This window comes from Bifidobacterium sp. ESL0728 (genome assembly GCF_029392015.1).
Lineage (GTDB): Bacteria > Actinomycetota > Actinomycetes > Actinomycetales > Bifidobacteriaceae > Bifidobacterium.
Genome location: NZ_CP113925.1, coordinates 298,662 through 320,487, shown reverse-complemented (window position 1 = coordinate 320,487; position 21,826 = coordinate 298,662). Strand labels below are relative to the sequence as shown.

Annotated in this window: 17 protein-coding genes, 1 tRNA gene and 3 pseudogenes; 8 read left to right on the top strand and 13 right to left on the bottom strand. The window is 55.2% G+C overall.

The window, feature by feature from the left end:
- Window positions 1–8: 8 nt before the first annotated feature.
- The 5 genes from OZX67_RS00995 to OZX67_RS00975 all read right to left on the bottom strand — a co-directional run bounded on the left by OZX67_RS00995 (window position 9) and on the right by OZX67_RS00975 (window position 6,077).
- Window positions 9–1,151 carry a glycoside hydrolase family 172 protein gene (locus OZX67_RS00995; protein WP_277143316.1) on the bottom strand — a complete coding sequence of 381 codons (1,143 nt, stop codon included), beginning with the start codon at window positions 1,149–1,151 and terminating at the stop codon, window positions 9–11.
- 139 nt (window positions 1,152–1,290) lie between these two features.
- Window positions 1,291–2,328 (bottom strand): carbohydrate ABC transporter permease, encoded by a 1,038-nt coding sequence (locus OZX67_RS00990; protein WP_277143314.1) that lies wholly within the window; start codon window positions 2,326–2,328, stop codon window positions 1,291–1,293.
- A gap of 12 nt (window positions 2,329–2,340) precedes the next feature.
- Window positions 2,341–3,279 (bottom strand): sugar ABC transporter permease, encoded by a 939-nt coding sequence (locus OZX67_RS00985; RefSeq protein ID WP_277143312.1) that lies wholly within the window; start codon window positions 3,277–3,279, stop codon window positions 2,341–2,343.
- 90 nt (window positions 3,280–3,369) lie between these two features.
- The gene (locus OZX67_RS00980) at window positions 3,370–4,677 is read right to left on the bottom strand and encodes an ABC transporter substrate-binding protein (RefSeq protein ID WP_277143310.1); all 1,308 of its coding nucleotides are present in this window, start codon (window positions 4,675–4,677) and stop codon (window positions 3,370–3,372) included.
- A gap of 215 nt (window positions 4,678–4,892) precedes the next feature.
- Complete coding sequence (locus OZX67_RS00975; RefSeq protein ID WP_277143308.1) at window positions 4,893–6,077, bottom strand: LacI family DNA-binding transcriptional regulator; 1,185 nt, start codon at window positions 6,075–6,077, stop codon at window positions 4,893–4,895.
- A 615-nt stretch (window positions 6,078–6,692) separates the two neighbouring features.
- Between OZX67_RS00975 and OZX67_RS00970 the strand changes: the two genes are divergently transcribed.
- The 4 genes from OZX67_RS00970 to OZX67_RS00955 all read left to right on the top strand — a co-directional run bounded on the left by OZX67_RS00970 (window position 6,693) and on the right by OZX67_RS00955 (window position 11,201).
- Window positions 6,693–7,409 (top strand): VTT domain-containing protein, encoded by a 717-nt coding sequence (locus OZX67_RS00970; protein ID WP_277143306.1) that lies wholly within the window; start codon window positions 6,693–6,695, stop codon window positions 7,407–7,409.
- A gap of 493 nt (window positions 7,410–7,902) precedes the next feature.
- Entirely contained in the window at window positions 7,903–8,727 is an 825-nt protein-coding gene (locus tag OZX67_RS00965) for a (Fe-S)-binding protein (protein WP_277143304.1), read from the top strand.
- Complete coding sequence (locus OZX67_RS00960) at window positions 8,724–10,496, top strand: LutB/LldF family L-lactate oxidation iron-sulfur protein (protein WP_277143302.1); 1,773 nt, start codon at window positions 8,724–8,726, stop codon at window positions 10,494–10,496. The genes OZX67_RS00965 and OZX67_RS00960 overlap by 4 nt, the downstream gene beginning before the upstream one ends.
- A gap of 3 nt (window positions 10,497–10,499) precedes the next feature.
- Complete coding sequence (locus OZX67_RS00955) at window positions 10,500–11,201, top strand: lactate utilization protein C (RefSeq protein ID WP_277143300.1); 702 nt, start codon at window positions 10,500–10,502, stop codon at window positions 11,199–11,201.
- Window positions 11,202–11,690: 489 nt separating this feature from the next.
- On the opposite strand, the gene OZX67_RS00950 is transcribed toward OZX67_RS00955, so the two are convergent.
- Complete coding sequence (locus OZX67_RS00950) at window positions 11,691–12,383, bottom strand: L-ribulose-5-phosphate 4-epimerase (protein ID WP_277143298.1); 693 nt, start codon at window positions 12,381–12,383, stop codon at window positions 11,691–11,693.
- A gap of 444 nt (window positions 12,384–12,827) precedes the next feature.
- Between OZX67_RS00950 and OZX67_RS00945 the strand changes: the two genes are divergently transcribed.
- Window positions 12,828–12,900, top strand: a tRNA-Ala gene (locus OZX67_RS00945).
- Between the two features lie 45 nt (window positions 12,901–12,945).
- Here OZX67_RS00945 and OZX67_RS00940 read toward each other — a convergent pair.
- The gene (locus OZX67_RS00940) at window positions 12,946–13,233 is read right to left on the bottom strand and encodes a CopG family transcriptional regulator (protein ID WP_277143296.1); all 288 of its coding nucleotides are present in this window, start codon (window positions 13,231–13,233) and stop codon (window positions 12,946–12,948) included.
- Between the two features lie 180 nt (window positions 13,234–13,413).
- On the opposite strand from OZX67_RS00940, the gene OZX67_RS00935 reads away from it, so the two are divergent.
- Window positions 13,414–13,731 (top strand): hypothetical protein, encoded by a 318-nt coding sequence (locus tag OZX67_RS00935; protein ID WP_277143294.1) that lies wholly within the window; start codon window positions 13,414–13,416, stop codon window positions 13,729–13,731.
- Window positions 13,731–14,603 (top strand): zeta toxin family protein, encoded by an 873-nt coding sequence (locus OZX67_RS00930; protein WP_277143292.1) that lies wholly within the window; start codon window positions 13,731–13,733, stop codon window positions 14,601–14,603. The genes OZX67_RS00935 and OZX67_RS00930 overlap by 1 nt, the downstream gene beginning before the upstream one ends.
- A gap of 184 nt (window positions 14,604–14,787) precedes the next feature.
- On the opposite strand, the pseudogene OZX67_RS09585 reads toward OZX67_RS00930, so the two are convergent.
- The 5 genes and pseudogenes from OZX67_RS09585 to rhmD all read right to left on the bottom strand — a co-directional run.
- Window positions 14,788–14,991: pseudogene (locus tag OZX67_RS09585) on the bottom strand (HAD family phosphatase); the annotation flags it as partial.
- A gap of 291 nt (window positions 14,992–15,282) precedes the next feature.
- Window positions 15,283–15,768: pseudogene (locus tag OZX67_RS09580) on the bottom strand (HAD family phosphatase); the annotation flags it as partial.
- A gap of 175 nt (window positions 15,769–15,943) precedes the next feature.
- On the bottom strand, window positions 15,944–16,759 hold the full coding sequence (locus tag OZX67_RS00920; RefSeq protein WP_277143289.1) for an IclR family transcriptional regulator: 816 nt from the start codon (window positions 16,757–16,759) through the stop codon (window positions 15,944–15,946).
- A gap of 132 nt (window positions 16,760–16,891) precedes the next feature.
- Window positions 16,892–17,662: an HpcH/HpaI aldolase/citrate lyase family protein gene (locus OZX67_RS00915; RefSeq protein ID WP_277143287.1), complete on the bottom strand. Its 771-nt coding sequence runs from the start codon at window positions 17,660–17,662 to the stop codon at window positions 16,892–16,894.
- A 59-nt stretch (window positions 17,663–17,721) separates the two neighbouring features.
- Window positions 17,722–18,930: an L-rhamnonate dehydratase gene (rhmD, locus tag OZX67_RS00910; protein ID WP_277143285.1), complete on the bottom strand. Its 1,209-nt coding sequence runs from the start codon at window positions 18,928–18,930 to the stop codon at window positions 17,722–17,724.
- Window positions 18,931–19,338: 408 nt separating this feature from the next.
- Between rhmD and OZX67_RS00905 the strand changes: the two genes are divergently transcribed.
- Window positions 19,339–20,694, top strand: a complete 1,356-nt coding sequence (locus OZX67_RS00905) for an MFS transporter (protein WP_277143283.1) — start codon at window positions 19,339–19,341, stop codon at window positions 20,692–20,694.
- A 448-nt stretch (window positions 20,695–21,142) separates the two neighbouring features.
- Here the strand turns inward: OZX67_RS00905 and OZX67_RS00900 are convergent.
- A pseudogene (locus OZX67_RS00900) lies at window positions 21,143–21,640 on the bottom strand (helix-turn-helix transcriptional regulator); the annotation flags it as partial.
- Window positions 21,641–21,826: the final 186 nt, after the last annotated feature.

The following is a 21,826-nucleotide window of genomic DNA, read 5'->3' as shown; positions in this document are numbered from 1 at the left end:
TCGCAGCCTCACCTCGGCTGACGGAAATGACGGTCACCGATAGGCGGGAAGGGGGTATGCGGCTCGCGCTGGTACCAATAAGCGACGCTGGCCACGTCGTCGGAACGCTCGAAAAGCCCGGCTTCCTGGCTGCCGATCTGCTGGACGGTCACACGCAGGTTGTCCTCGAAATAAATCGGGTCGGGAATATGCCAACGGTAGAGACCACGGGTCACCGGCGTGGATTTGTCCCAGTAATCGCTTTCCCGGTCGCCGAGGCTTTGCGAACGGAACGGGAAGCCTACGAACGGAGCGCAATAGGTCTGCTCGCGCATGTGATGGTTTTCATCGAAAGCGGCGAAGCTCCAGGCCCCGCCGAAATAGTCCTCGGTGCCGGTGCTGGTGACGGTCGGATAATCGCTGTCGCCGTCCAGGTAGAACTTCATCTCGCCCTCGCCCCACCAGCGGCTTTCCAGCGCCGTCAACGCCAGGTAGGTGCCGACGTAGGTGCCTTGACCGCGCACGCCGTCGAGAATGGTGTAATCCTGCTGCTCCTTGGTGACCCGTTCGCGGCGCCACTGGGCGTGGAAACGCATCGCGTCGGCCGGCAGCGCGTCGTATTCGGTGTAATCGATTTGGTAGAAAAACGCCGGAACGTCCTCGTTGTGGTCGCTGCGCAACACGATTTTCGCATGTTCGAACGGCATGGCGAAGTAGCAGTTGAAGCCACGGTTGGGCGCGACCATGATGGGCATGGAATTGACGCGGCAATCCTGCGCATGGCCACAGCAGAAGAAGTCGCCGATCGGGCAGACAACCGACGGGCTTTCCTCGCCGTCCCAATAGAATTCGAGGATGAGGTTGCGCAGGACGTTCGGTCCGGTGGGAGAAGTTTTATCGGTTACGGTCATCCAGATATGGCGGATGACGCCGGGGCCGTCAACGTCCATCAGCGTCACGGATTCGCCGGCCGGAACGGCGCCGAGGCAGGGAGTTCCCTTGCGCGAGGGGCCGAGATCGCTCGCGCTCATCGCCGCAACGCCTTTGCCCCCGGTCGGGTTCTCCGCGTTGACGCAGCGAGAGCGCCCGCGCGAGGCCGTCGCCAGCCCGTCCATCATGCCGATGCCAAAACTCGGGATACTCTCATTTATTCCTGCGTTCACACCGTTCATTGATCCCTGCCTTTCATATTTTATTCAACATTATCGCTAAGGTTATGCAAATTCGCCCCGCCGAATCCAACGACGCGAATTTACATAACCGTCGTCATATATATCTGTTTATTAATTGCGTCTTCTTTATTGGCCTCGTTTACTTCACCGCGCCGGCGACAATGCCCTGGTTGAGCTTGCGCTGGAAGAGGATGAAGAAGATGATGGTCGGGATGATGCTCAAGAGCGACGCTGCGGCCAAGGTGGTCGCGTCCATCGTGTGCTGGCCCTGCAGGGTGGCGAGCGCCAGCGGGACGGTCTGCACGTTGTCGTCCATAAGGAAGGCCATCGGAATCATGTATTCGTTCCAGGTCCACACGAAGAAGAAGACGAACAGGACGCTGATGGTCGACCACGAAATCGGCAGCACGACCTTCAGCAGGGTCTCCCAACGGGTTGCGCCGTCAAGCGTGGCCGCTTCGAGAATGGCCTGCGGGAACGTGCCATAGACCGAGGAGAGCAGGTAAGTGCCGTACGCGCTCTGGATGATGGTGAAGATGACGACGATCGCCCATTGCGTGTTGTAGAGGCCGATGTGCTTGAACATCGTATAGAGCGGGAAGAGCAGCGCTTCCTGCGGCATCATGTTGGCGAGCATGATGATCAGCACGATCCAGCGGTTGCCCTTGACCTTGCCGATGCCCAACGCGAAGGAGTTGAGCACGGAAAGCACCACGCCCAGCACCGCGACGATCAGCGAGATGAGCAGGGAGTTGCCCAGCTTCACTGGAAAATCGCTCATCTTCCAGAAGCCGACGATGCCGCTCATCGTGGGGTGCGCCGGCAGGGAAAGCGGACCGGTGGCGTTGTAGTCGCCGATGGTCTTGAAGGCGTTCATCGTCAGGATGATGATCGGGAAGAGCATGATCAATGCACCCACAATCAGAAGGATCAGCGCCATCCAATCGCCCCACGACCTGATGTGCTTGGCCTTGTGATTGACCTGCGCGGTTTTCGCCTCACTGCCTTGCTCGACCACAGAGGCTTTTGCATTACTTTCCGTTGCGGCGACGCCGGCCTGCGCCATCTGCGAGTTACTCGCGTTGCGCGCATTGCGCCGCACGGTTTTGATGGCCCTTGACTTGACGCTTGATTGGGCACCGCCCATAGCGGCTGCCGATATTGTTGCTTCAGACATGTTGCACTCCCCTCAGTCGTCCATGTTCTTCTCGACATGGCCCTGGAAAATCGTGAACACCACGGAGAACACGATGATGACCAAGGTCAGCGAAGTCGAGATGGCGGCGCCGTAGCCGACCTGATGGATTTGGAAGAATTGGTTGTAGGAATAATAGGACGGCACGATCGTTGTAGTGCCGGGGCCGCCTTTGGTCAGCAGATAGACCGGGCCGAAGGTCTTCAGCGCGCCGATGGTGGCGGTGAGGATGACGACCATCAGCTCCGGCATGATCGACGGCAGGGTGACCACGCGGAACTTCTGCCACCAGTTCGCGCCGTCAAGTCCGGCGGCTTCGTAAAGCTCGGGGTCCACGCGCTGCAGGCCGGACATGAAGATGACAATCGGATAGCCCAGCTGAATCCAGATGAGGATGAACATCAGGCTTGGCAGGGCCAGTTTCGGATTGCCGAGCCAGTTGATGGCGACCGAGCCGCTGGTGAACTTGGCGATGAGCGCGTTGATCGCGCCGTCGTCCGGGCGGAAGATCCAGCCCATGATGATGGCGGCCACAGCGACCGGCAACAGCTGGGGAAGATAGTAGAGCGCGCGGATGAACGAGGCCGTCTTGGAGCCGAATTTCTTCTGGATGACGTCAGTCAGCACCGAGGAGATAAGCAGGCCGAGAATGGTCGGGATGACCACGATGGCGACGATGATCCAGAACGAGTTGAGGAACGATTTCCAGAACGTGGCGTCGGCCATCAGCCGGATCCAGTTCTTGGTCCCGATGAACTTCATCGGCCCGACACCACGCCAACGCGTGAAGCTCAGGCAGACGTTCCATAGGAACGGCACGATGATGATGACTGCAAGCCCGAGTATGCCGGGAATGAGGTAGGGAACGAATTTCGAGGATTTATTGCCGGGAAGGCGCGACATCGCGGGCCTCTTGGCTTTGTCTTTTTGCATTACAACCTCCTTGGAAGTAATGAAACGATGAATTGATGATTGAGATGATCGGTACGGAACGAATCCAAAGGAAGAAACGGCAAACGCCGCTCAGTCCTTGAAGCCCATGTCGACCACACCGGTGTCGTAGGACTTGTGAAGCGAGTCGAGCACCTGCTTGGGCGTCTCGGTGCCGTTGACGAGCTCCTGGAACTGCGCGGAGATGTCGTCAGTCAGGTTCGAGGCCGGATAATCCGGGTAGTAGGAGAGGTCGCCCTTCTTGGAATATTGCGAATACTCCTTGATCATCTCCTGGTTCTTCACGTTGGTGATCTTGCTCATATCGGCTGCAAGCGGGATGCCGCCTGCGTTGCCGATGCCGTCCTGGTTCTCCACGGAGAGCACGTTGTTGAGCAACTTTGCGGCAAGGTCCTTATGATGCGATTTGGTGGGGATGGTCAGCAGATTGCCCGTGCAGCCCTGCAGCATCTTGGTGCCCGGCAGCGCGGCGGCGGTCCATTCGAAGTTCTTGACCTGGTCGATGAAACGGCTTTGGTTCCACGTCCCGGTCTGGTAAATCGGATATTCCTTGCCTTTGATGAAGGAGTTCGTGGTGTCTTCGGCCTTGAGACCGGTGGCGCTGCGGGAGATATAGCCTTCCTTGACCCAATCGTTGATGGTGTTGGTGGCGTAGGTCAGCGGTTCGGCGTTCCAGTTGACATCGTGCTTGTACATCTGCCAGTCGGCGATGAATTTCTTGTCGGCCTTCGTGCCCACAAGAGACCACCAGAGCCACATCACGCCATATTCCTGGGCGTCGGCGGCGATCGGGGTGATGCCGTGCGATTTGAACTGCTTGCACGCCTGCTCGAACTCGGCCATCGTGGTGGGAATCTTGATGCCGTATTTGTCGAACATCGTCTTGTTGTAATACACACGCTGGTATTCGGCGTAGCTGGGCAGGCCGACCCACTTGGTGCCGTCCATGATGCCCATCGCATCGTACTTGGCGATCGAGGCATCGGCCTTGGTGATCTTCTTGTCCCAACCGTATTTCTTGACGTATGGCTTCAGATCGCTCAGGAGCTCCATCGAGGAAAGCATGCCGGCCGACCCATTGCCTCGGTTGGATTCCATGATGTCCGGGGCCTGGTTCGAGTCGAGGAACTGGCTGGAGTTCTGCGCGATCTGCGTGAACGACTTGACCTCGAATCTCACCTTGACGCCGGTTTGTTTGGTGAACTGGTCTGCCGCCTTCTTCCAGGCCTCGGTCTGGGCCGCGGTTGGCAGGTCATAGTACCAGAACGAAATGCTTTGCGGATGCGCATCGTCCTGGGCGTTACTCGACCCGCAGGCCGAAAGCGCCGTCAACGAGAGCACCGCCGCGAGCGCTGTCGCGACAATCTTCCTTATCTTCATCTTTCCTCCTTGAAATATCCAGATGAATGGAATTATGCAACTTATAATCGAAACGTTTCGATTTACGGGACAATGAACCAAGCACTATTTTTGTGTAGTTTCCTTGCTTCATTGAAAGGCAGAATCAAAGCCACGCGTCATTCAAGCTCTCATCGCTGAAAGTCTGACCAACCGAAGCCACCAATCCTTCACGCAACTCAATGTTTGCCGTTGATTCAATCCATGGGTTCCCCTTCCAGGTTTCTGCTTTGGCTAGCAGAAGCGATTGATTCCGAAGCTGAAGTTTCGACGTCCGCCTGAGCAGAATCAGCCTGTGCCAGATCTGCCTGCCGGCCGCCAAAGGATGCGGAAACGGAAAAACCACCGTCACCGGAACCCACGTTTCGCGGGGCAGAAGCAAGCGAACCTCGATCAATGAATTTCGGATCGATCAGCGTCACTTCCCCGGCAATGCTCTGACGTTTTTCGATCGAGGAGATCAACGAGCCCATGGCGATCGCGCAGAGCCGTTCCGGTTCGAACGGCTCTTCGCTGACCGGCCGGCGCATCGGTTCGTCACGCAGGAACGTCCCGCAGGAAAGCACCGAAATATCCTCGGGAATCTTCAAGCCAGCAGCCATCAAAGCGGTGACCGTCAGGTTGAGGATACTGACTCCGGACTGACTGACCAAAGCCGTCGGGCGCGGATTTCGCGAAAGCATGTCGGACACGAATCTTCTGGCATCGAACGTCGCGTTATCGACGGGTCCTGATTCGAAGACATCAAGCCCGATCTCGTCTGCGCGGGCGAGGAATTCTTCACGGAAGAGCAGCACATAACCGGCATGGCGCTCGTAGTCGATTTCCTGGGCCCGCAGCAAAGCCACCTGACGATGCCCCAACGCAAAAAGCCTATCGGCGCTACGCCGACCCATTTTGGCGAAATCGATGTCGATGCAGGCGCAATCCTTATGGCTTTTCGGCAACCCGATGGCCACGCAAGGCTTGCGGTATCGGGCGGCGGCAGCCACCCGCGCATCCCGTTCCTCCACGTCGAGCAGAAGCACACCGTCGACGAGATTGCTGTGCGTCACCCGCTCGATGTCGGCCACGGCATCGGGTCCGGTAAGCAGCAGCACATCGTAACCGGCGCTTCTGGCCTGCCAGGCGGACTGCATGAAGTAGGCACTGTATTGCATCTGGTTCATGCCCTCGTGCATCGGTTCGCTGATGGCGATGATGTGGTTGAGCTGCCCGCGCATCTTCTGCGCGCTGGCGTCAGGAATGTAGCCGAGCTCCTCGATGGCCTTCAGGACCTTGTCAGTGGTTTTCGAAGAGATGGGCCGCTTGCCCGAAAGCACGTAGGAAACGGTGGAAACGGAAACCCCTGCAGTCTTTGCAACGTCTTTGATACCAGCCATGTGTCGCCTCCTTTACCGTGCACGTAGCGCCGAACTTTCCCCTTAGTCCGTCTTTCAACGTTCCGAAAACTTTATCGAAACGTTTCGAAGCTAGTGACTATGCTAGACCTCTTATCGTTGATTTGTCAATTCAGCATCGTTGAAGCTTTTTGCGGATTCGCTCCTCCCGTACCGCGTCATCTTCCCATCCCATCAGGCTGCGCTGTGTCTTGGTTCATCTCGTTCTCTCGCCGCTCAGGACCACCGAGCAATCCCCTTAAACTTTCCAAGGAAAAATAAATGCGAAGCCTTTCCTCCCGCAAGAGCAAAACCCAATCAGAAACAACATTTTTGGCTTACAACCAGGAAATGGGCAACCCAGTTTTGCCATACGCAACAATTTTGTGCAGATTCATGTGGATGTCAGGCACTTGACAGCCAATTGCCAGAATGATGCTGGTACAGTGGAGCAGTTGGACAAAATCGAGCGTTTAATACGCGCAATCCGCCCACAGAGCTTGCGGTTCAGGCGATTCATTGACACGGCTGAGGCCGCGCACAGCGCAGGCAGAGGCCAAAGCACCTTTGACCGACGACTTTACCACCGGGATTTTTTAGTACGACAGACGGGACACCATGGGTTTCATTCACTTCCTCATTGAGCTTCTGAAAGACCCACGCACCATCATCGCCGGCTGGATCTCGATGGGGGTGGCGCCGACACTCGGCTTCATCTTCCTGATCGTCTTCATCGAGACCGGCGTGGTCTTCTTCCCGTTCCTGCCAGGCGACTCGCTGCTCTTCGCGGCCGGCTTCTTCGCCGCCCCCGACGCCGTGACCGGAAAATCCGCACTTCCTTTGATCGCGCTGCTGCCGATTGTCTGGAGCGCACCCATCATCGGAGACCAGTGCAACTACTTCATCGGTCATTTCTTCGGCCGCAAGATCATCGAAAGCGGCAAGGTCAAGGCCATGACCCCGGAGCGTCTTGCCAAAACCGAAGCCATGATCGACAAATGGGGTCCGCTGGCCGTCTTCCTCGGCCGTTTCTTCCCGTTCATCCGCACGTTCATGCCGTTCATTTCCGGACTTTCGGGCATGCACTGGCGCCGCTTCACACCGTTCTCGATGCTCGGCGGGCTCACCTGGTCGACGCTCTTCACCCTGCTCGGCTATTTCTTCGGCGGCATTCCGATTGTCCAGAAGAATTTCGAGTTGGTGATCGTCGCCATCCTCGTCATCTCGCTGCTGCCCACCATCATCGGGCTGGCAAAGGCCAAGTTCGGCAAGAAGAAAAGCGCCACGACAGTTGAAGAAACCTCGGCGGTTGAAGAAAGCGAAATCGCCGACTGAGGCGATAAAACCAAACACCAATTTCACCCCAATTAAGACAACGCTGTGCCGCAAAATAAATGTCAAACGTTATTATTATTTCAACAGTCACTCATTTTTTGCCAGTTGGCAATAGGCAAATTTATTGTCTAAAACCAACAAAATAATGTAAACGACTAATTTAAATGTTCTCAAAATGCCGCAATACAATAAATTTACAGACCGGGCGTATAATCGTCAAATCTTGTAATTCCTTTATTTTGCAAGCATTACCAAACACTTTATTGCAACAAAGATGTTAATAAATAACTAGTTTAAACAAAAAATGTGAGCAAACTCACATTGACATTTCTCCTTTTATAGTAAATCTCGGCTTTTCATAATTTCTTCCATATATCGTTATATGTTGAGGGTTACTTTTGATGGAGCATTGAACGTTAGATATATACGCGCAAAGAAGCCATCGATACAAGCCTATAGCAATAACATCTAAGGCCAACTCGAAGGAGTCAAGATGAAGGTAGTGATTTTCTCCACCTGCCTGGTCGACCTGATATTTCCCAATGTCGGGAAAGCCATGGTTGAAGTTCTGGAAAGGTTCGGCTGCGAAACCTACATGCCGATGCAACAGATCTGCTGTGGGCAGATCACGTTCAACAGCGGATATGTCAAGGAATCCACCAAAGTGATGCACAACGAAATCGACGCCCTGATGAGCGTCGACGCCGATTACATCGTCGGGCCCGCCGGTTCCTGCGTCAATATGCTGAAGGAACTGCAGTTCCACCTGCCCAAGGGCGATGACGCATACAAGGCCAAGGCCCATGAAATGGCCAACAAGACCTATGAGTTCTCGCAGTTCCTCTATCGTGTGCTCGGCGTGCTCGACGCCGGCGCCGAACTGGACGCGGTGGCGACCTACCACCGCTCCTGCCATATGACCCGCCTGCTCGGCGAGCGCGAAAGTCCTTATATTCTTATGGACCACGTCAAGGGCCTCAAGGTCCAGGAACTGCCGCATATCGAAAACTGCTGCGGTTTCGGCGGCATGTTCTCCATGAAGATGCCTGAAGTCTCCCAGGAAATGGTCAACGAGAAGGTCGCGGACGTGCAAAGCACCGGCGCGCAGGTCCTGATTTCCTGCGATCCCGGCTGTTTGATGAACATCGGCGGGCGTTTCAACCGCTTGGGCAAGAAGATCACCATCATGCATCTGGCGGAAGTGCTCAACAGCAACGTCGACATGAGCCGCGTGAAGTATGTCGACGCCGAACAGCGCAAGGCAATCGACCAACAGACTTTGCAACATTCCAACGCACATGAGGAGGCATTGGTATGAGCAACACCCAAATGGACGACACCCTGTTCAAGCGTACCGGCAAGAAGACCGGTACCATGCTGCAATACGGCGATCCCAATTTCGTGACCCGCGTCAAGATCAACGAGAAGGACAAGTTCGCACACAAAGCCATCTCCAACGCGCAGGACGCGCAGTGGGTCAAGCGTGAGACCGCACGTGCCGAACTCGGCAACTGGGAAGGCTGGCGCGACCTCGGCGAGCAGATTCGCCAGCAGTGCGTGCGTTACCTGCCCGACTACCTGGAGGAATTCGCCGACAACGTCGAAAAGCGCGGCGGACACGTCTTCTTCGCGCAGACCGACGTCGAGGCGCGCGATTTCATCACCGATCTGGTCAAGAAGAAGCAGGCGCACAAGATCGTCAAGCCGAAGTCCATGGTCACCTCGGAAATCGGGCTCGACAAGGCACTCTTAAAGATCCCCGATGTCAAAGTAACCGAAACCGACTTGGCCGAGTTCATTTTGGAGCTCGACAACTGGGATGAGCCGTCGCATTTGGTCTTCCCGGCCCTGCACAAGAACCGCGATCAGGTACTTGAGCTCTTCCGCAAGATCGGCTACACCGGCGACAACGACCCACAGCACGAGGCGCGTTTCTCCCGCAAGGTGCTGCGCGAACGGTTCCTTGAGGCCGACATGTCGATCACCGGCTGCAACTTCGCCGTCGCCGACCAAGGCATGGTCAACATCGTCACGAATGAAGGCAACGCCGATCTTTCCATGTCCATCGCGCCCACGCAGGTGGTCGTCATGGGTATGGAACGTATCGTGCCGACGCTGCGCGAAGCCGAGACGATGGACAACATGCTGGTCCGTTCCGCCGTCGGTTCCAAGCTCACCTCCTACTGCAGCTTCGTTTCGCCGAAGCTCCCCGACGAGGCCGACGGACCCGAGGACTTCTACGTGGTCATCGTCGACAACGGGCGTTCCAACGCTCTGGGCACCGAGTTCGAGCCGATTCTGCAGTGCATCCGCTGCGCTTCCTGCCTGAACGTCTGCCCGATCTACCGCAACATCGGCGGCAAGGGCTACGGCTCCATCTATCCGGGACCCATCGGCGTTGTGCTCTCCCCGTTGCTGCAAGGCGACTATGGCGAGTTCCATGATTTGCCGTACGCTTGCTCTCTCTGCTCTGCCTGCACTGCGACCTGCCCCGTGAAGATCCCGCTGCATGAGATGATCTTGAAGCACCGCGAGATCGAGATGAACGACAAGCATATGGGCGACCTCATCGCCGACACTGTGATGAAGGTCGTCGGTATGGGTACCGGCCATTCCTCGCTCTTCCGCACCGCGCTGACTTTCGACCATGTTGCGATGAATACCATCGCCAAGAAGGGCCACAAGGACCCGGCCACCGGGCAGCGCGTCCCCGACACCGCCAAGAACCTCGACGAAAACGGCAAGCACGAAGAATGGATGCCGTTCGTCTTCGGCGGGTGGACCAAGGTCCGCGATCTGCCGGAGCCGCCGGCCCATTCCAAGAACTTCCGCACGTGGTTCAACGACCGCAAGAAGGAGCAGGTGAAGGCCGCAGGTGGCGAAGCCGCATTCCACAAGAAGCAGTCCGCGATTCTCGCCGAGAATCCGAATACCCCGGACTTCGGCTCGTTTGACAACAGCGTTTCGGCGCGTAGGGCCGCAAAGTACGGCACCAGTGAGCCCGCACCATTGAGCGACGCGACCGTACCTGTGGCTTTGGGAACGATCGAGGAAGCCGGCACCGGCAACTATGGGAAGAAGGACTGAGCAATGACAGATCGCGAAGTATTTCTTGATTATCTAGCAGCCAAGAGCGGGCGTCCGCGCCATCAGCTCAAAGACCATCCGATGACCCCGGTCAACGATCTTCCAGAGAGCACGCTTTCCGGGCATACCCAGGACGAGCTGCTCGAGATCGCGCGCAAGAACGCTCCTGCCGTCCACGTCGATTTCCAAACGACCGACAAGGCCGGACTGCCTGCGGCGCTCGATAAGTTCATCGCTGCCAAGGCCGACGGCAAACTGTTGCTGCCGACCTATGACGAGAACTATCAGGCGTTCGGGCTTGAGGCTTGGCGCGACGGGCTCGACCCGAAGCCTTCCTTCTGGATTCCGGGTGCTGGCCGCGAGGTCAATATCGATACCGCGAACCACTCGGAGGCGGCCATCGGTTTCGCCGACTTCCTGTGCGCGGAATCCTGCACCATTACCGCCCCGACCACGCCTGGCCAGGGCCGCGCCTTCCACTTCCTGCCGGTTCATTACCTGAGCATCATTCGCAAGTCGAAGATCGTGCCGAGAACCCGTCAGGCGATGGATTACTATGAGCCGGCCATGAAATCCGGCAAGCTCAAGACTTCGAACATCAACTTCATCACCGGCACCTCATCGACCGGCGATATCGAGATGGTACTGGTCGTGGGCGTCCACGGCCCGCTGGATATGACCTATCTGGTCGTCGAAGACATGTGATTGATATCAGTTCATCTGCCGCCTGACTAGTCACAGACGATAGATTACAGCTGAAAATAATAAATTGGGCATCTCCTTGAATATTTGAGGGAGTGCCCAATTGCTATTTCTGATATTTACCGACCGTCATAACTCACGTGCGGCATCAGTCAGTCCAGGATAGGGTGCATCATCGTGTCGCCCTCGACGACAGCGCACAAATAGTACGTCGAGTCTGCAGAGAGCTCATTAACATTTCACCCGGAAGTATAGAGCGGCATCGTTCAACCGGAGTTGAAGGTACGCGCCACAGCACCCCGAACCAGCACTGACAAAACGCATGCGGCAAAAGACCCCCCCCCGGAAGGTGAAGGTGTACAAAAGTACATCGAGTCTTCAGTAGGTCTTTAACAGTTCACCCGGAAATATAGAGCGGCATCGTTCAGCCAGAGATGAAGGCGTACTTAGGGTACGTCGAAATCTCTGACTGGGCGATGCCGCTCTATATTTTCAGTGCTGGCCGTAGACGTTCTGGTAGCGGTCGTTCAACTTATCGATGTCTTCCTGCGCGATCGGGATGATGTCGCCAATCTGGCGGGCGGCCCACATCGTGTGCGCCACCTCTTCGGTCATCGCAGCGGCCTTGACGGCGGCCTCGGCATCCTTGCCGATGGTGAAGGGACCATGGTTCTGCATCAAAACGGCCGGCGAATGCGGATACTTCTTGAGTGTATCCACCACGCCCTTGCCGATGGCCTCCGAGCCGATCAGCTCGAACGGACCGACCGGAACCGGGCCGCCGAACTCGTCGCCCATCATCGTCAGACCGCACGGGATGTTCTGGCCGGTGGCCGCCCAAGCCGTAGCGTACGTGGAATGCGTATGCACCACACCGTAAACGTCAGACATATTGCGATAGATATACGCGTGCGACTTGGTATCGGAGCTCGGCGCGGCCAGGCCGTCAACCGGGTCGCCGTTCAGATCGCAGACCACCATCGATTCCGGCGTCAGGCTCTCATAGCGCATGCCGCTGGGCTTGATGACCATCAAATCGGCCGTGCGCAAGCGCTGTGAGACATTGCCCGCCGTCCATACCACCAGGTTCCACTTCAAAAGCTGCTCATGCAGCGTGGCGACGACCTCGCGCACCTGCTTGACCTCGGCGCGGACCTCGGGCTCGAAATCATCCAACGTAGTCATTGAATGCTCCTTTCAATCACAATCGCCACAGACGTGACTTCCACGTCACCGGCAATCATCCATCTTTATTGATATTTCAAGCTTACAGCATCTATGTTACCGCTCACATAGGCGTAGCCGCAACCAAAGCCCAAGATTTAAAAACCCCCGGTTTTTGGGCCGCACCACGGTTTTGGGCCGCACCACGGTTTTGGAGTGGACCTCGGCTTGGACTGCACCCCGATTTGGGATTGGTCCCGGTTTGGGGGATGGATCACAGTCTTGGATTACGCCCGATTGTTGGACAACGAAGATTCTGTTCGACGACTGGGCGCGATTCTTTCCCATCCCACCACAGCGCGCGGCAAACCCACCACAGCGCAACAGCAACCCGCCGGATTGTACTTGGGACTGGGTTGTACTAGAATATGTAACGTTGTCTTGAGCGATGAACTTAGGCAACATGGGGCTGTAGCTCAGTTGGTAGAGCGCTTCGTTCGCATCGAAGAGGTCGTGGTTTCGATTACCATCAGCTCCACGATATGGGTTTTCGGGATTTTACCGGAAACCTTTTTATGTTCTCTTATGCGCTTTGCCGTCCAAGCTCCCTGTGGCAGGCTTCGCGCATGAAATCGGCAAAACTCACGCCACGCTTCTCTGCGGCCTTGCGAAGCGCCTCCGGCTCGCTGCCCGGCATACGGAACGTCACCGGAACCATCGGCTCCTCATACAGTGGCGGACGACCAAGCGGCTTGTTGACAATCAACTTGCCGGGAGTGCCATGGTAGACACCGTTATCGGCGTCCCTGTCCCACTGGTCGATCATCTCGTCGGTGACTTCGACTCCGCCTTTTGCCCTGTAGTCCTTCATGGGTTATCTCCTTCCCAACAACTGACGAATCATAGCAGAGAACTTACCTCGGTTTAATACACAGCCAGACGATAAATGAAGATACGGAAGTTTTTGCTTTCACAACAATTGGTTGAGACGCAAAAGTGATAGCCTAGAATTCAATAGCACGACAACTCATCGGATGAAGGTGGAGGCGAAATGAGTACCGAGACATACGATCCCATGATTTACGACACCATGCGTGAAACCGCGAACCGGCTCGTCGGAAAGTATTCGCGCAGACTCAAGCAATCCTCTGACACGAATCAACGTGAGGCCTTGCTCAAAAACATCAGTGGCGTACGGCGCTGGGTATCCGGCATCGATGCGAACGACAAGCAGTCCGTCCTCGATGTGACCAATCAATTGCGTCAACTGTGCGACGATCAATCTGTGCTGTTGCAGGTTGAGGAACTGGCGATGCGCCTCACCGGTAAACGCGACGATAAATCCGACCGACAAGTTGCATATGTCTGATGAACAGGATGCTCTCTGACACAACCCTGCAAGCTATTTTCGATACAGAAATAGCGCCCATTCTCGATTCAGAAATTGCAGGCAGGACCAGAATTGAACAGCCTGTTTTGTTTATGGTCGGTGCCCAGCCCGGAGCCGGGAAGACCAAAGCCATCGCGAGCATAGCATCTGCGAACAACGCGATAGAGATAAACGGTGATGATTTAAGAACTCATCATCCTGACTACGACCAGCTGATGGACACTGACCCTTTGCTGATGCCCTCGGCCACGAGTCAGGCTTCAGGTGCTTGGGTTGGCATGTCCCTTGATTATTTGAGACACCGGCACGTAAACACTATCATCGAAACGACTTTCAATCATCCGGATTCCAACGCCAAGACGCTGCGTGACTTTCATCAGGCAGGATTCCATACTCGGCTCATTGCCCTTGCCGTTCCTCCGACCCTTTCCCTCTCCGGTATTGTCATGCGTTACATACGCCAGGTCGAAACCAACGGGAGCGGGCGCTGGACCGATCCCGCATACCACGACAAGGCCATGCAGCAGATTCCCGAAACCTTACGTCTGCTTTTGGAAACCGGTAACATTGACATGGCGAGCATTGCGAATCGCGACGGCGACATAATCGAAACCGTTGAAGTCGACACAGCCAGCATGAACGAACAACCCATTGAAGAGTTGCTAAACGCACTTGCTAATTCCACAAATATCGAGGCCATAACCTCTGACCAAAAGCAAATCTTCGACGACAACCTTGAAAAGATTCAGACATTCCTTGAAAAACATCCCGATGAATACGCGTTGATTCAACCCGTATTTGAACGTCTCGAACATGCAACCGATGAGCTGTCTGAAGAGCCGAAAAAATGACTTTAGGTACACATACAGGTACACAAAAGTTCAATAAGGTCAGTAATCGTTGAAATATCAACAGATTATGCGATTACCATCAGCTCCACGATATGGGTTTTCGGGATTTTCCCGGAAGCCCTTTTTCCATGCCGTTTTGCGAGTGTTTGCAAGAGTCTCCGACATTTTGCCGGAAACTTTTTCATTACTCCATAGTAGCCAACCGCTGCTCGACATAACGTTTGAGGACTTCGGCGGTAAGGCCGTCGTAACTACTGATTGAAGCGAATTGGGGGCCGGCGGACGTGTCCGTCTTGATAAAACCGGTCTGAGCAATGGTCGTCGCGCCGGAAGCGGCCGCGGACTGGATGCCCGTCATTGAATCCTCGATGGCCACGCATCTTGCGATTGCAAGAAGGAAATCGTCATACGTTGGGACGACAGCCGCATCGTTGACATCGGTATGACTCGCTTCATCAGCACGAATCGCTTCCTCGTCGCGGTTTATCTTGCCGGCATTATTGCTCTCAGGAGCACGTTGCCCATTGTCAGCACAGTTCGTCTCGCCAGCACGTCTCGTTTTGCCAGCACGTCTCGTTTTGCCAGCACCATTCGTTCCGCCCACACTACGCTTTCGACCAGAGCGATCGAGTGAAAAATCGGCCAAGCCATTGGCCTTTACGAGATCGCTCGGAATTTGGACTCCTATGACTTCCGCGGCAGCAAGATACGGCGCGGGATTCGGCTTTTTCGGGAGGTCATCCTCGCCACAGACGTAACCTACAAATGCGCCTTCGGGGGCCTGACGCACCAAGTTTTCAGCCATGAGTCGCGGCGATGCCGTCACCAGAACTGAAGGAATACCCGCCGCAATCAGCGAGCGCAGCACATCTTCCACCCCATCAATCCAAGGCATACGTTCCGCTTCCATGCGCGCCACGCCTTCGATCATCAACCGGCCGACTTCTGCGACAGACAACCGGGTGCCCTTATCAATCATGAGCTGAGCGACCTGCGGCACCGGCTTACCCGAGCAGGTCCAACCGATCTCCTCGCTCCAATAGCCGCCATGCTCGCGGGCGATATCCATTTCAACCTGATGCCAGTAGGGCTCGGAATCGATCAACGTGCCGTCCATATCCCAGAGCACAGCCTTGAACAGAGCCGAGTCGATCTTACCGTTCATCGAATGCAATGTCATCGTCCAACCTAATTCGTTTCCAAATCGTCTTTTCAACGCGCAAAATATCGGAAACCGCCCAAACATCAGAAGCAACTATTCACAAACCTGTGAACGATCCCCCATAGCAGTTTCTCTATAATTCCGTACGCGACGAAACCATTATATAGGAAGAACAAGCTCAGTCTCTTTGGCCTGCGCCCGTGGAAGTGTCATTGGAGCTCGTATAACCCATCTCTTCAGAGATCTTCTTGGCATACTGTTTGATGCGCTCACCAAGCTTACGCATTCTCTGCGCTGGCATGAACGTGGCAATTGCGGAAATCGATATAGCCGCGATTGTTTTGCCTTCAACCCCTTTGATAGGCGCCGCCACGCAACGAATATATTTCTGATTCTCTTCAAGATCGTAGGCAAACCCTTGTTTTGCGAACTTTGCCATCGCGTTGGCAAAAACGTTGGCATTGGCATAATCATGCTCGGGAGATCGATCCTGCAGACTTCTATCCTGCAAGTATTGGGAGGTCCAACGCTTGGAGTCATCAATAAGAAGAGCCTTGCCGACGCCGGTATAGGTCAACGGCATCCGGCACCCCGGCCACGAACGAATTTCAACACCTCGTTGGCCATGTATCTTGTCGAGGTAAAGCACGCTTCCGCAATTCTCTATGGCCAGATGAATCGTATCTTTCGTCTCATGACTCAAATCGACGAGGTATGGGTGGGCGACTTCCTGTATCGAGATACTGTCACGCGCCTTAAATCCCAGCTCGATAAGAGCAGGGCCTAAGCTCAAACCACTTCTCCCTTCATCCCTCAGAAAACGTTCGCTACACAAAGCCTGCACCAATCGGTGAGCGGTGCTTCGATTCAAATGAGTAGCAGCCACAATCTCCTTGAGGTTGCTGGCTCCATCTGACACCGCCTTCAACACGGCGATTCCATGCATCAACGTCTGTGTTCCTGCTGGAGCTTCACTACCATCCATATATTCCATAATATATCCATCTTTGTCTAATAAACGCTCGAACACGATACAGAAAATGGCCGTGCAGCAAAACCGCAACGGCCATATTCTTTGACTAGAACTTATTGATTTCCGACAGACATAGGCATAATGGCTATCCGACTACCGGAACTGCTCAAGTTCCTCGCTCAGGGCATGCACATAAAGATCAGTGTCCCCAGCGACTGCAACGAAATTCGCGCCCCAGTCAAAATACTTCTTGGCGAGATCCGTGCCAAAAGCCAGCGACCCTATAGCCTTGCCATGCGAAGCAATCACATCGAAAGCATGGTGAATCGACTTTTGGACATCCGGATTCTCAGCATCGTCGGGATGACCGAGGGAAGCCGACAAATCAGCCGGTCCGATGAACACGCCATCGACGCCATCGACGGAAGCAATCTCGTCCACATTCGCAAGCGCTTCCTTAGTCTCCACCTGCACCAAGATGCAAATGTCGTCGGCGGCAACGCGCATGTAGTCGGGAATCCGGCCCCAACGCCCGGAACGCGCCAAAGAGGCACCTACACCTCGGAAGCCTTCTGGAGCATAATGAGCGGCACGCACCATTGTTTCGGCTTGTTCACGAGTGTTGACCATCGGCAACAACAAGGTCTGGGCGCCAAGGTCGAGGACCTGCTTGATGAGCACAGGATCGGAGTTAGCCGGTCGCACGATCGGATTGACCGGGTACCCATAAAGGGCGCGCAGCTGCTCGAGAATGGTCGTCAGATCGTTCGGACCATGTTCGCCATCGACCAGCACCCAATCGAACCCGGCGTCCGCTGAGATTTCAGCAGCGGTCGCCGATCCGAATGCGAGCCACAGGCCCAACAGTTTCCGGTCGCTTTTCAACGCCTCTTTGAAGGCGTTATGTGGATTTGCATATTCCACGGGTTTTCCTTTCCTATAATATTCGTCTCATCTGCCTGAAGATGGCGCCCATACGCAAATCAGTGCGTGTAAGGACGCTCGAGCGGGCACTTGGTGTTCAACTCAACGCCGAAACCAGGCTTGTCAAGCTCCTCAGCGGTGATAATGCCGTCATGAGGCACAGGCTCGCCAATGAGGACCGGGTCGAACTGCGGACGAATGCGATCAGCCTTCGGAGCGACCATGAGCATCTCGCTGAACGGCGTGTTCGTGAAGGTGATGACCGCATGGTGCGAATACACGGAGGAGCCATGAGGAACCACCAGCTGGCCATGCGACTTCGCCAAAGCGGCGATCTCGCACAGCGAGGTGATGCCGCCGCACCAGCCGACATCCGGCTGCAGGATGTCAACGCCGGCCTCGCACAGTTCCTTGAACGCCATGAGGTTACCGGTGTGCTCGCCCGTGGTCATCATCATGCCCTTCGGCATATTGGGCTTGAGCTTACGATAGCTTTCAACATCAGCCGGCGGGAAGCACTCTTCGAGCCACTTGAGCTTGTAAGGCTCAGCCGCCTTTGCGAGCTTCGTAGCGTAATTAACGTCCTGGCTCATCCAGCAATCGAACATCAGCCAGAAATCATCGCCGACCTTCTCACGCATGCCCTTAAGACGCTCGATATCCTTGTGGATGCCCTCGTCACCAAAGGCAGAGCTCCAATGCGTCGTCATCTTGCCGCCGATAAAGCCCAGTTTCTTCGCCAGATCAGGACGATCGCCGGTCGCATAGAAGTGAATCTCATCGCGCACCGCGCCACCGAGAATCTTGTAAACGGGCAGACCAATGACCTTGCCGTAAAGATCCCACAGCGCCAAGTCGACGCAGGAAATCGTGTTCATCACAACACCGCCGCCACCGGAATAGAACCAAGTGGAATTGAGCATCTGGTCGTGAATCAGCTTGATCTGATCAACGCGCTTGCCCTCAACAAAGCGGTTCAGATGCTTCTCGACGATGAAGCAGCCAACCTGTCCTGCCGTTGAGATGGCAAAACCTTTGGTCCCATCGGAAGCCTCAACCACGACCACCAGCGTGCCCAGCACGTTAAGGCCGAAGGACTGACGAGACTGCTCGTATTCCTTATACTTGCTCATCGGGGTCGCAATATGGTTGTCAATCCAATGGCCCTTGGGCTGATCGTGGTAATCGCCACCACCTTGCCCTTGGATCTTGGCAGCGGCACCACCCATACTGTAGGCTCTAATCGCCGTAATTGTTGGTAGCTTCATTGCTGCTTTTAGCGACATATCTGTCTCCTTCGTAGACGTTACAGAACAGCCTCCATACCGTTCTGCATTGCACAGCCCCGCTTTAGCTACACGTGGCGGAGCCGTCAATTGCCACTATAAGATTCACGAATCGGCCATCCCGATATATGAACGGCCCCTCATCCAACGGGATAAGCAAACCGCACTTTTCCCCATATTCTTTAATGTAACCTAAATCACATTTGTTCACATACCGGGACGACCTTCAGCCCCTACATACGATGGTGGCAACAGGGAGAACAGGCTTAACTCATTTATGGTCATCATCAGACTATATTGCGCGCAATGTCGCGTAACCATTTAACTCAACCGAGGCCTGAACTTTTTGTTGTGTAAATGTTCGATTTGCCATGCAACAGGGAGGTTTATATGGCGGAAACAAACGTTTCAGCGAAGAGACAGGGAAAACCGAAAGAAGACAAGCAGGCAGAGCTGACTCGAATCATCAGCAAGACTGCGCGGCATCTTGTTCCGTTCCTGCTACTGATGTATGTTATGGCGTTCTTCGACCGCAGCAACATCAGTTATGCACAGCAGTCATATATGGCAGACACAGGGCTGACCGCCCAAGGATACGCATTGGGTTCAGGCATGTTCTTCGTCATATACGCGTTCCTCGGCACACCGGCGAACCTGATGTTGCGCAAGGTCGGCGCACGTAAATGGTTGACGATACTGACCATCGTTTGGGGCATCGTCGGCGCTTCGATGGCGTTTACCAACGGCACCTCTTCCTTCATCATCGTTCGAGTACTGCTGGGCGTGGCTGAAGCCGGATTCTTCCCGGGCGCGATTTATCTGACCACTATCTTCTTCCCGAAGAAACAGCAGGACGAGATACGCGGCCTCTTCTATATGGGCGTTCCGATAGCCATGGTCATAGGCGCCCCGCTTTCTGGCCTCCTGCTGCAGATGCACGGCCTGGGCGGAAAGCCAGGCTGGTTCTGGATGTTCCTCATTGAAGGCATTCTCGCTATTTTCGTCGGCTTTGCCGCTTGGTATTGCCTTGACGATTCGCCGCGCGTAGCACGCTATCTCACACACGATGAAGGCGAGTTGCTCGCTGACACCATTGAAGAGGAAGCGAATTCCGGCGAGGTCAAGACCGAGTCCAGCATGTCTGGAGCCGTCAAGTCCTGGCGCGTATGGGTTCTTTCCATCGTCTATTTCATGATTCAGGTTGGCGTCTACGGAATCACCTTCTACCTGCCCACCCAGGTTTCCGGGCTTATCGGCAAGAAAGTCGGCATGACCGTCTCGCTTATTTCAATGATTCCGTGGGCTTGCGCACTTTTGGGAACCTGGCTGCTTCCGAAGATTTCTTCGAAGTATGGCCATCATCCCCAGTTTGTGGCGCTTATCCTGCTCATCACCGGACTGGCCATCGCGCTTTCGCCATTCGTCCCGCCGGTGCTTGCCATTGTGTGCCTCTGCTTTGCGGCGACCGGCGTTGTGGCTTCGCAACCGATCTTCTGGAGGATGCCCACCGAGCTGTTCACCGGCGCCGCTCTCGCCGGCGGTATCGGCATGGTCAATATGGTTGGTAATTTCGGCGGATTCTTCGCCCCGAACCTCCGCGTTTGGTTCGATACGCTGTTCGGCACCCTTGGCTCCGGTAAGGCGGGCCTTGTAGCGCTCGGTTCCTTCGTTCTGGTAGGCGCTTTGCTTTCCTGGATCGTAGGATTGTCAGAACGGAAGCCGAAGAAGGAAGCTGCCTCGAAGTAAATAGCCGAACCTTAAAAATCGAGACACAATGACCAACAATCGGCCGGTCAACGTCAACTAGTCAATGCTGACTGGCCGAAAGGTCTGCAAGATTCAAACCTATCTCAATCAAACCAATGGCCTGTGGCTTTTGGAAACGCACATAATCGTGCAATATCCAAAAACCACAGGCCATTTTTTACTTTCCAAATTCATCGGTTTACGGTTCCGGTCATTCCTATTTCATTGAGGTGACAGCAATCACCAATCAGTCGAAATAGTTGCTCCAGACGACCAATGAACGCGGATCGACGAACGGATCGGAATGCGGCGAATCGTCGCCGGGCTTTGCGGCATGACGGGGCTTGTGGGCAGCGCCTTGTTCCTGCGATGCGTCGGCTCCGGTTCCAGCTGCGTCCGATTGCGCATTCGAAACATGGGGATTGACGGCATCGTTGGCATAGTACGGGCGACCGGGAAGCTCACGGGTATGCGCCTGTACCTCGTGACGCCAGCGACGGGCCTGACGAGAGCGCTGAATCTCGGTGATGTCACCGTCGGAATCGGCCGCGAAAATACTTGAACCGCGCGGGCGTTCAAGACGCTTCACCTCGCGCCGCAGTTGGCGGTTCTCCTCCTGCAGGTCGAGGATACGCGAAATGCCGGCGAGGTTGATGCCGTCTTCCTGGCTCATCCGCTGAGCCTCGGCGAGCTTGTGCACATCGCGCAGGGAGTAGCGGCGGGCGCCGCCTTCCGTTCGCTGCGGAACAATAAGCCCCTGACGATCGTACTGACGCAGGGTCTGGGGATGGATGTTGGCCAGCTGCGCGGCACGGCCGACGCTGAAAACCGGCAGGTCGATATCAAAACCGACGTCGTCGGCACCGTCCAAATCAGCACGCTGCTCGACCAGCGCAACGGCGCATAATCCATACAGCGCCTGTACTTCACGAGAAATCCGAGCCATCACATTCACCTCCGCTCGTCGTTGTCTGTCACTTCATTCATAACGTATGACGCTGACCTCTTTATTCGCCAATGTCATACAAAATGCCTAGCCAACCCAGAACTGCTTAATTGACCTATCCGCAGATATCCTAGATACTCACGAATAGGCCAATCAAACAGCCTATCGCTTGACTTGATGAATACG

Bases quoted from the DNA above. Each gene is read 5' to 3' on its own strand.
- OZX67_RS00995 (WP_277143316.1), bottom strand. From the start codon at position 1,151: ATGAACGGTGTGAACGCAGGAATAAATGAGAGTATCCCGAGTTTTGGC.
- OZX67_RS00985 (WP_277143312.1), bottom strand. From the start codon at position 3,279: ATGCAAAAAGACAAAGCCAAGAGGCCCGCGATGTCGCGCCTTCCCGGC.
- rhmD (WP_277143285.1), bottom strand. From the start codon at position 18,930: ATGAAGCTACCAACAATTACGGCGATTAGAGCCTACAGTATGGGTGGT.
- OZX67_RS00960 (WP_277143302.1), top strand. From the start codon at position 8,724: ATGAGCAACACCCAAATGGACGACACCCTGTTCAAGCGTACCGGCAAG.
- OZX67_RS00940 (WP_277143296.1), bottom strand. From the start codon at position 13,233: ATGAAGGACTACAGGGCAAAAGGCGGAGTCGAAGTCACCGACGAGATG.
- OZX67_RS00955 (WP_277143300.1), top strand. From the start codon at position 10,500: ATGACAGATCGCGAAGTATTTCTTGATTATCTAGCAGCCAAGAGCGGG.
- OZX67_RS00970 (WP_277143306.1), top strand. From the start codon at position 6,693: ATGGGTTTCATTCACTTCCTCATTGAGCTTCTGAAAGACCCACGCACC.
- OZX67_RS00930 (WP_277143292.1), top strand. From the start codon at position 13,731: ATGAACAGGATGCTCTCTGACACAACCCTGCAAGCTATTTTCGATACA.
- OZX67_RS00990 (WP_277143314.1), bottom strand. From the start codon at position 2,328: ATGTCTGAAGCAACAATATCGGCAGCCGCTATGGGCGGTGCCCAATCA.
- OZX67_RS00920 (WP_277143289.1), bottom strand. From the start codon at position 16,759: ATGGAATATATGGATGGTAGTGAAGCTCCAGCAGGAACACAGACGTTG.
- OZX67_RS00950 (WP_277143298.1), bottom strand. From the start codon at position 12,383: ATGACTACGTTGGATGATTTCGAGCCCGAGGTCCGCGCCGAGGTCAAG.
- OZX67_RS00935 (WP_277143294.1), top strand. From the start codon at position 13,414: ATGAGTACCGAGACATACGATCCCATGATTTACGACACCATGCGTGAA.
- OZX67_RS00975 (WP_277143308.1), bottom strand. From the start codon at position 6,077: ATGGCTGGTATCAAAGACGTTGCAAAGACTGCAGGGGTTTCCGTTTCC.
- OZX67_RS00965 (WP_277143304.1), top strand. From the start codon at position 7,903: ATGAAGGTAGTGATTTTCTCCACCTGCCTGGTCGACCTGATATTTCCC.
- OZX67_RS00980 (WP_277143310.1), bottom strand. From the start codon at position 4,677: ATGAAGATAAGGAAGATTGTCGCGACAGCGCTCGCGGCGGTGCTCTCG.
- OZX67_RS00905 (WP_277143283.1), top strand. From the start codon at position 19,339: ATGGCGGAAACAAACGTTTCAGCGAAGAGACAGGGAAAACCGAAAGAA.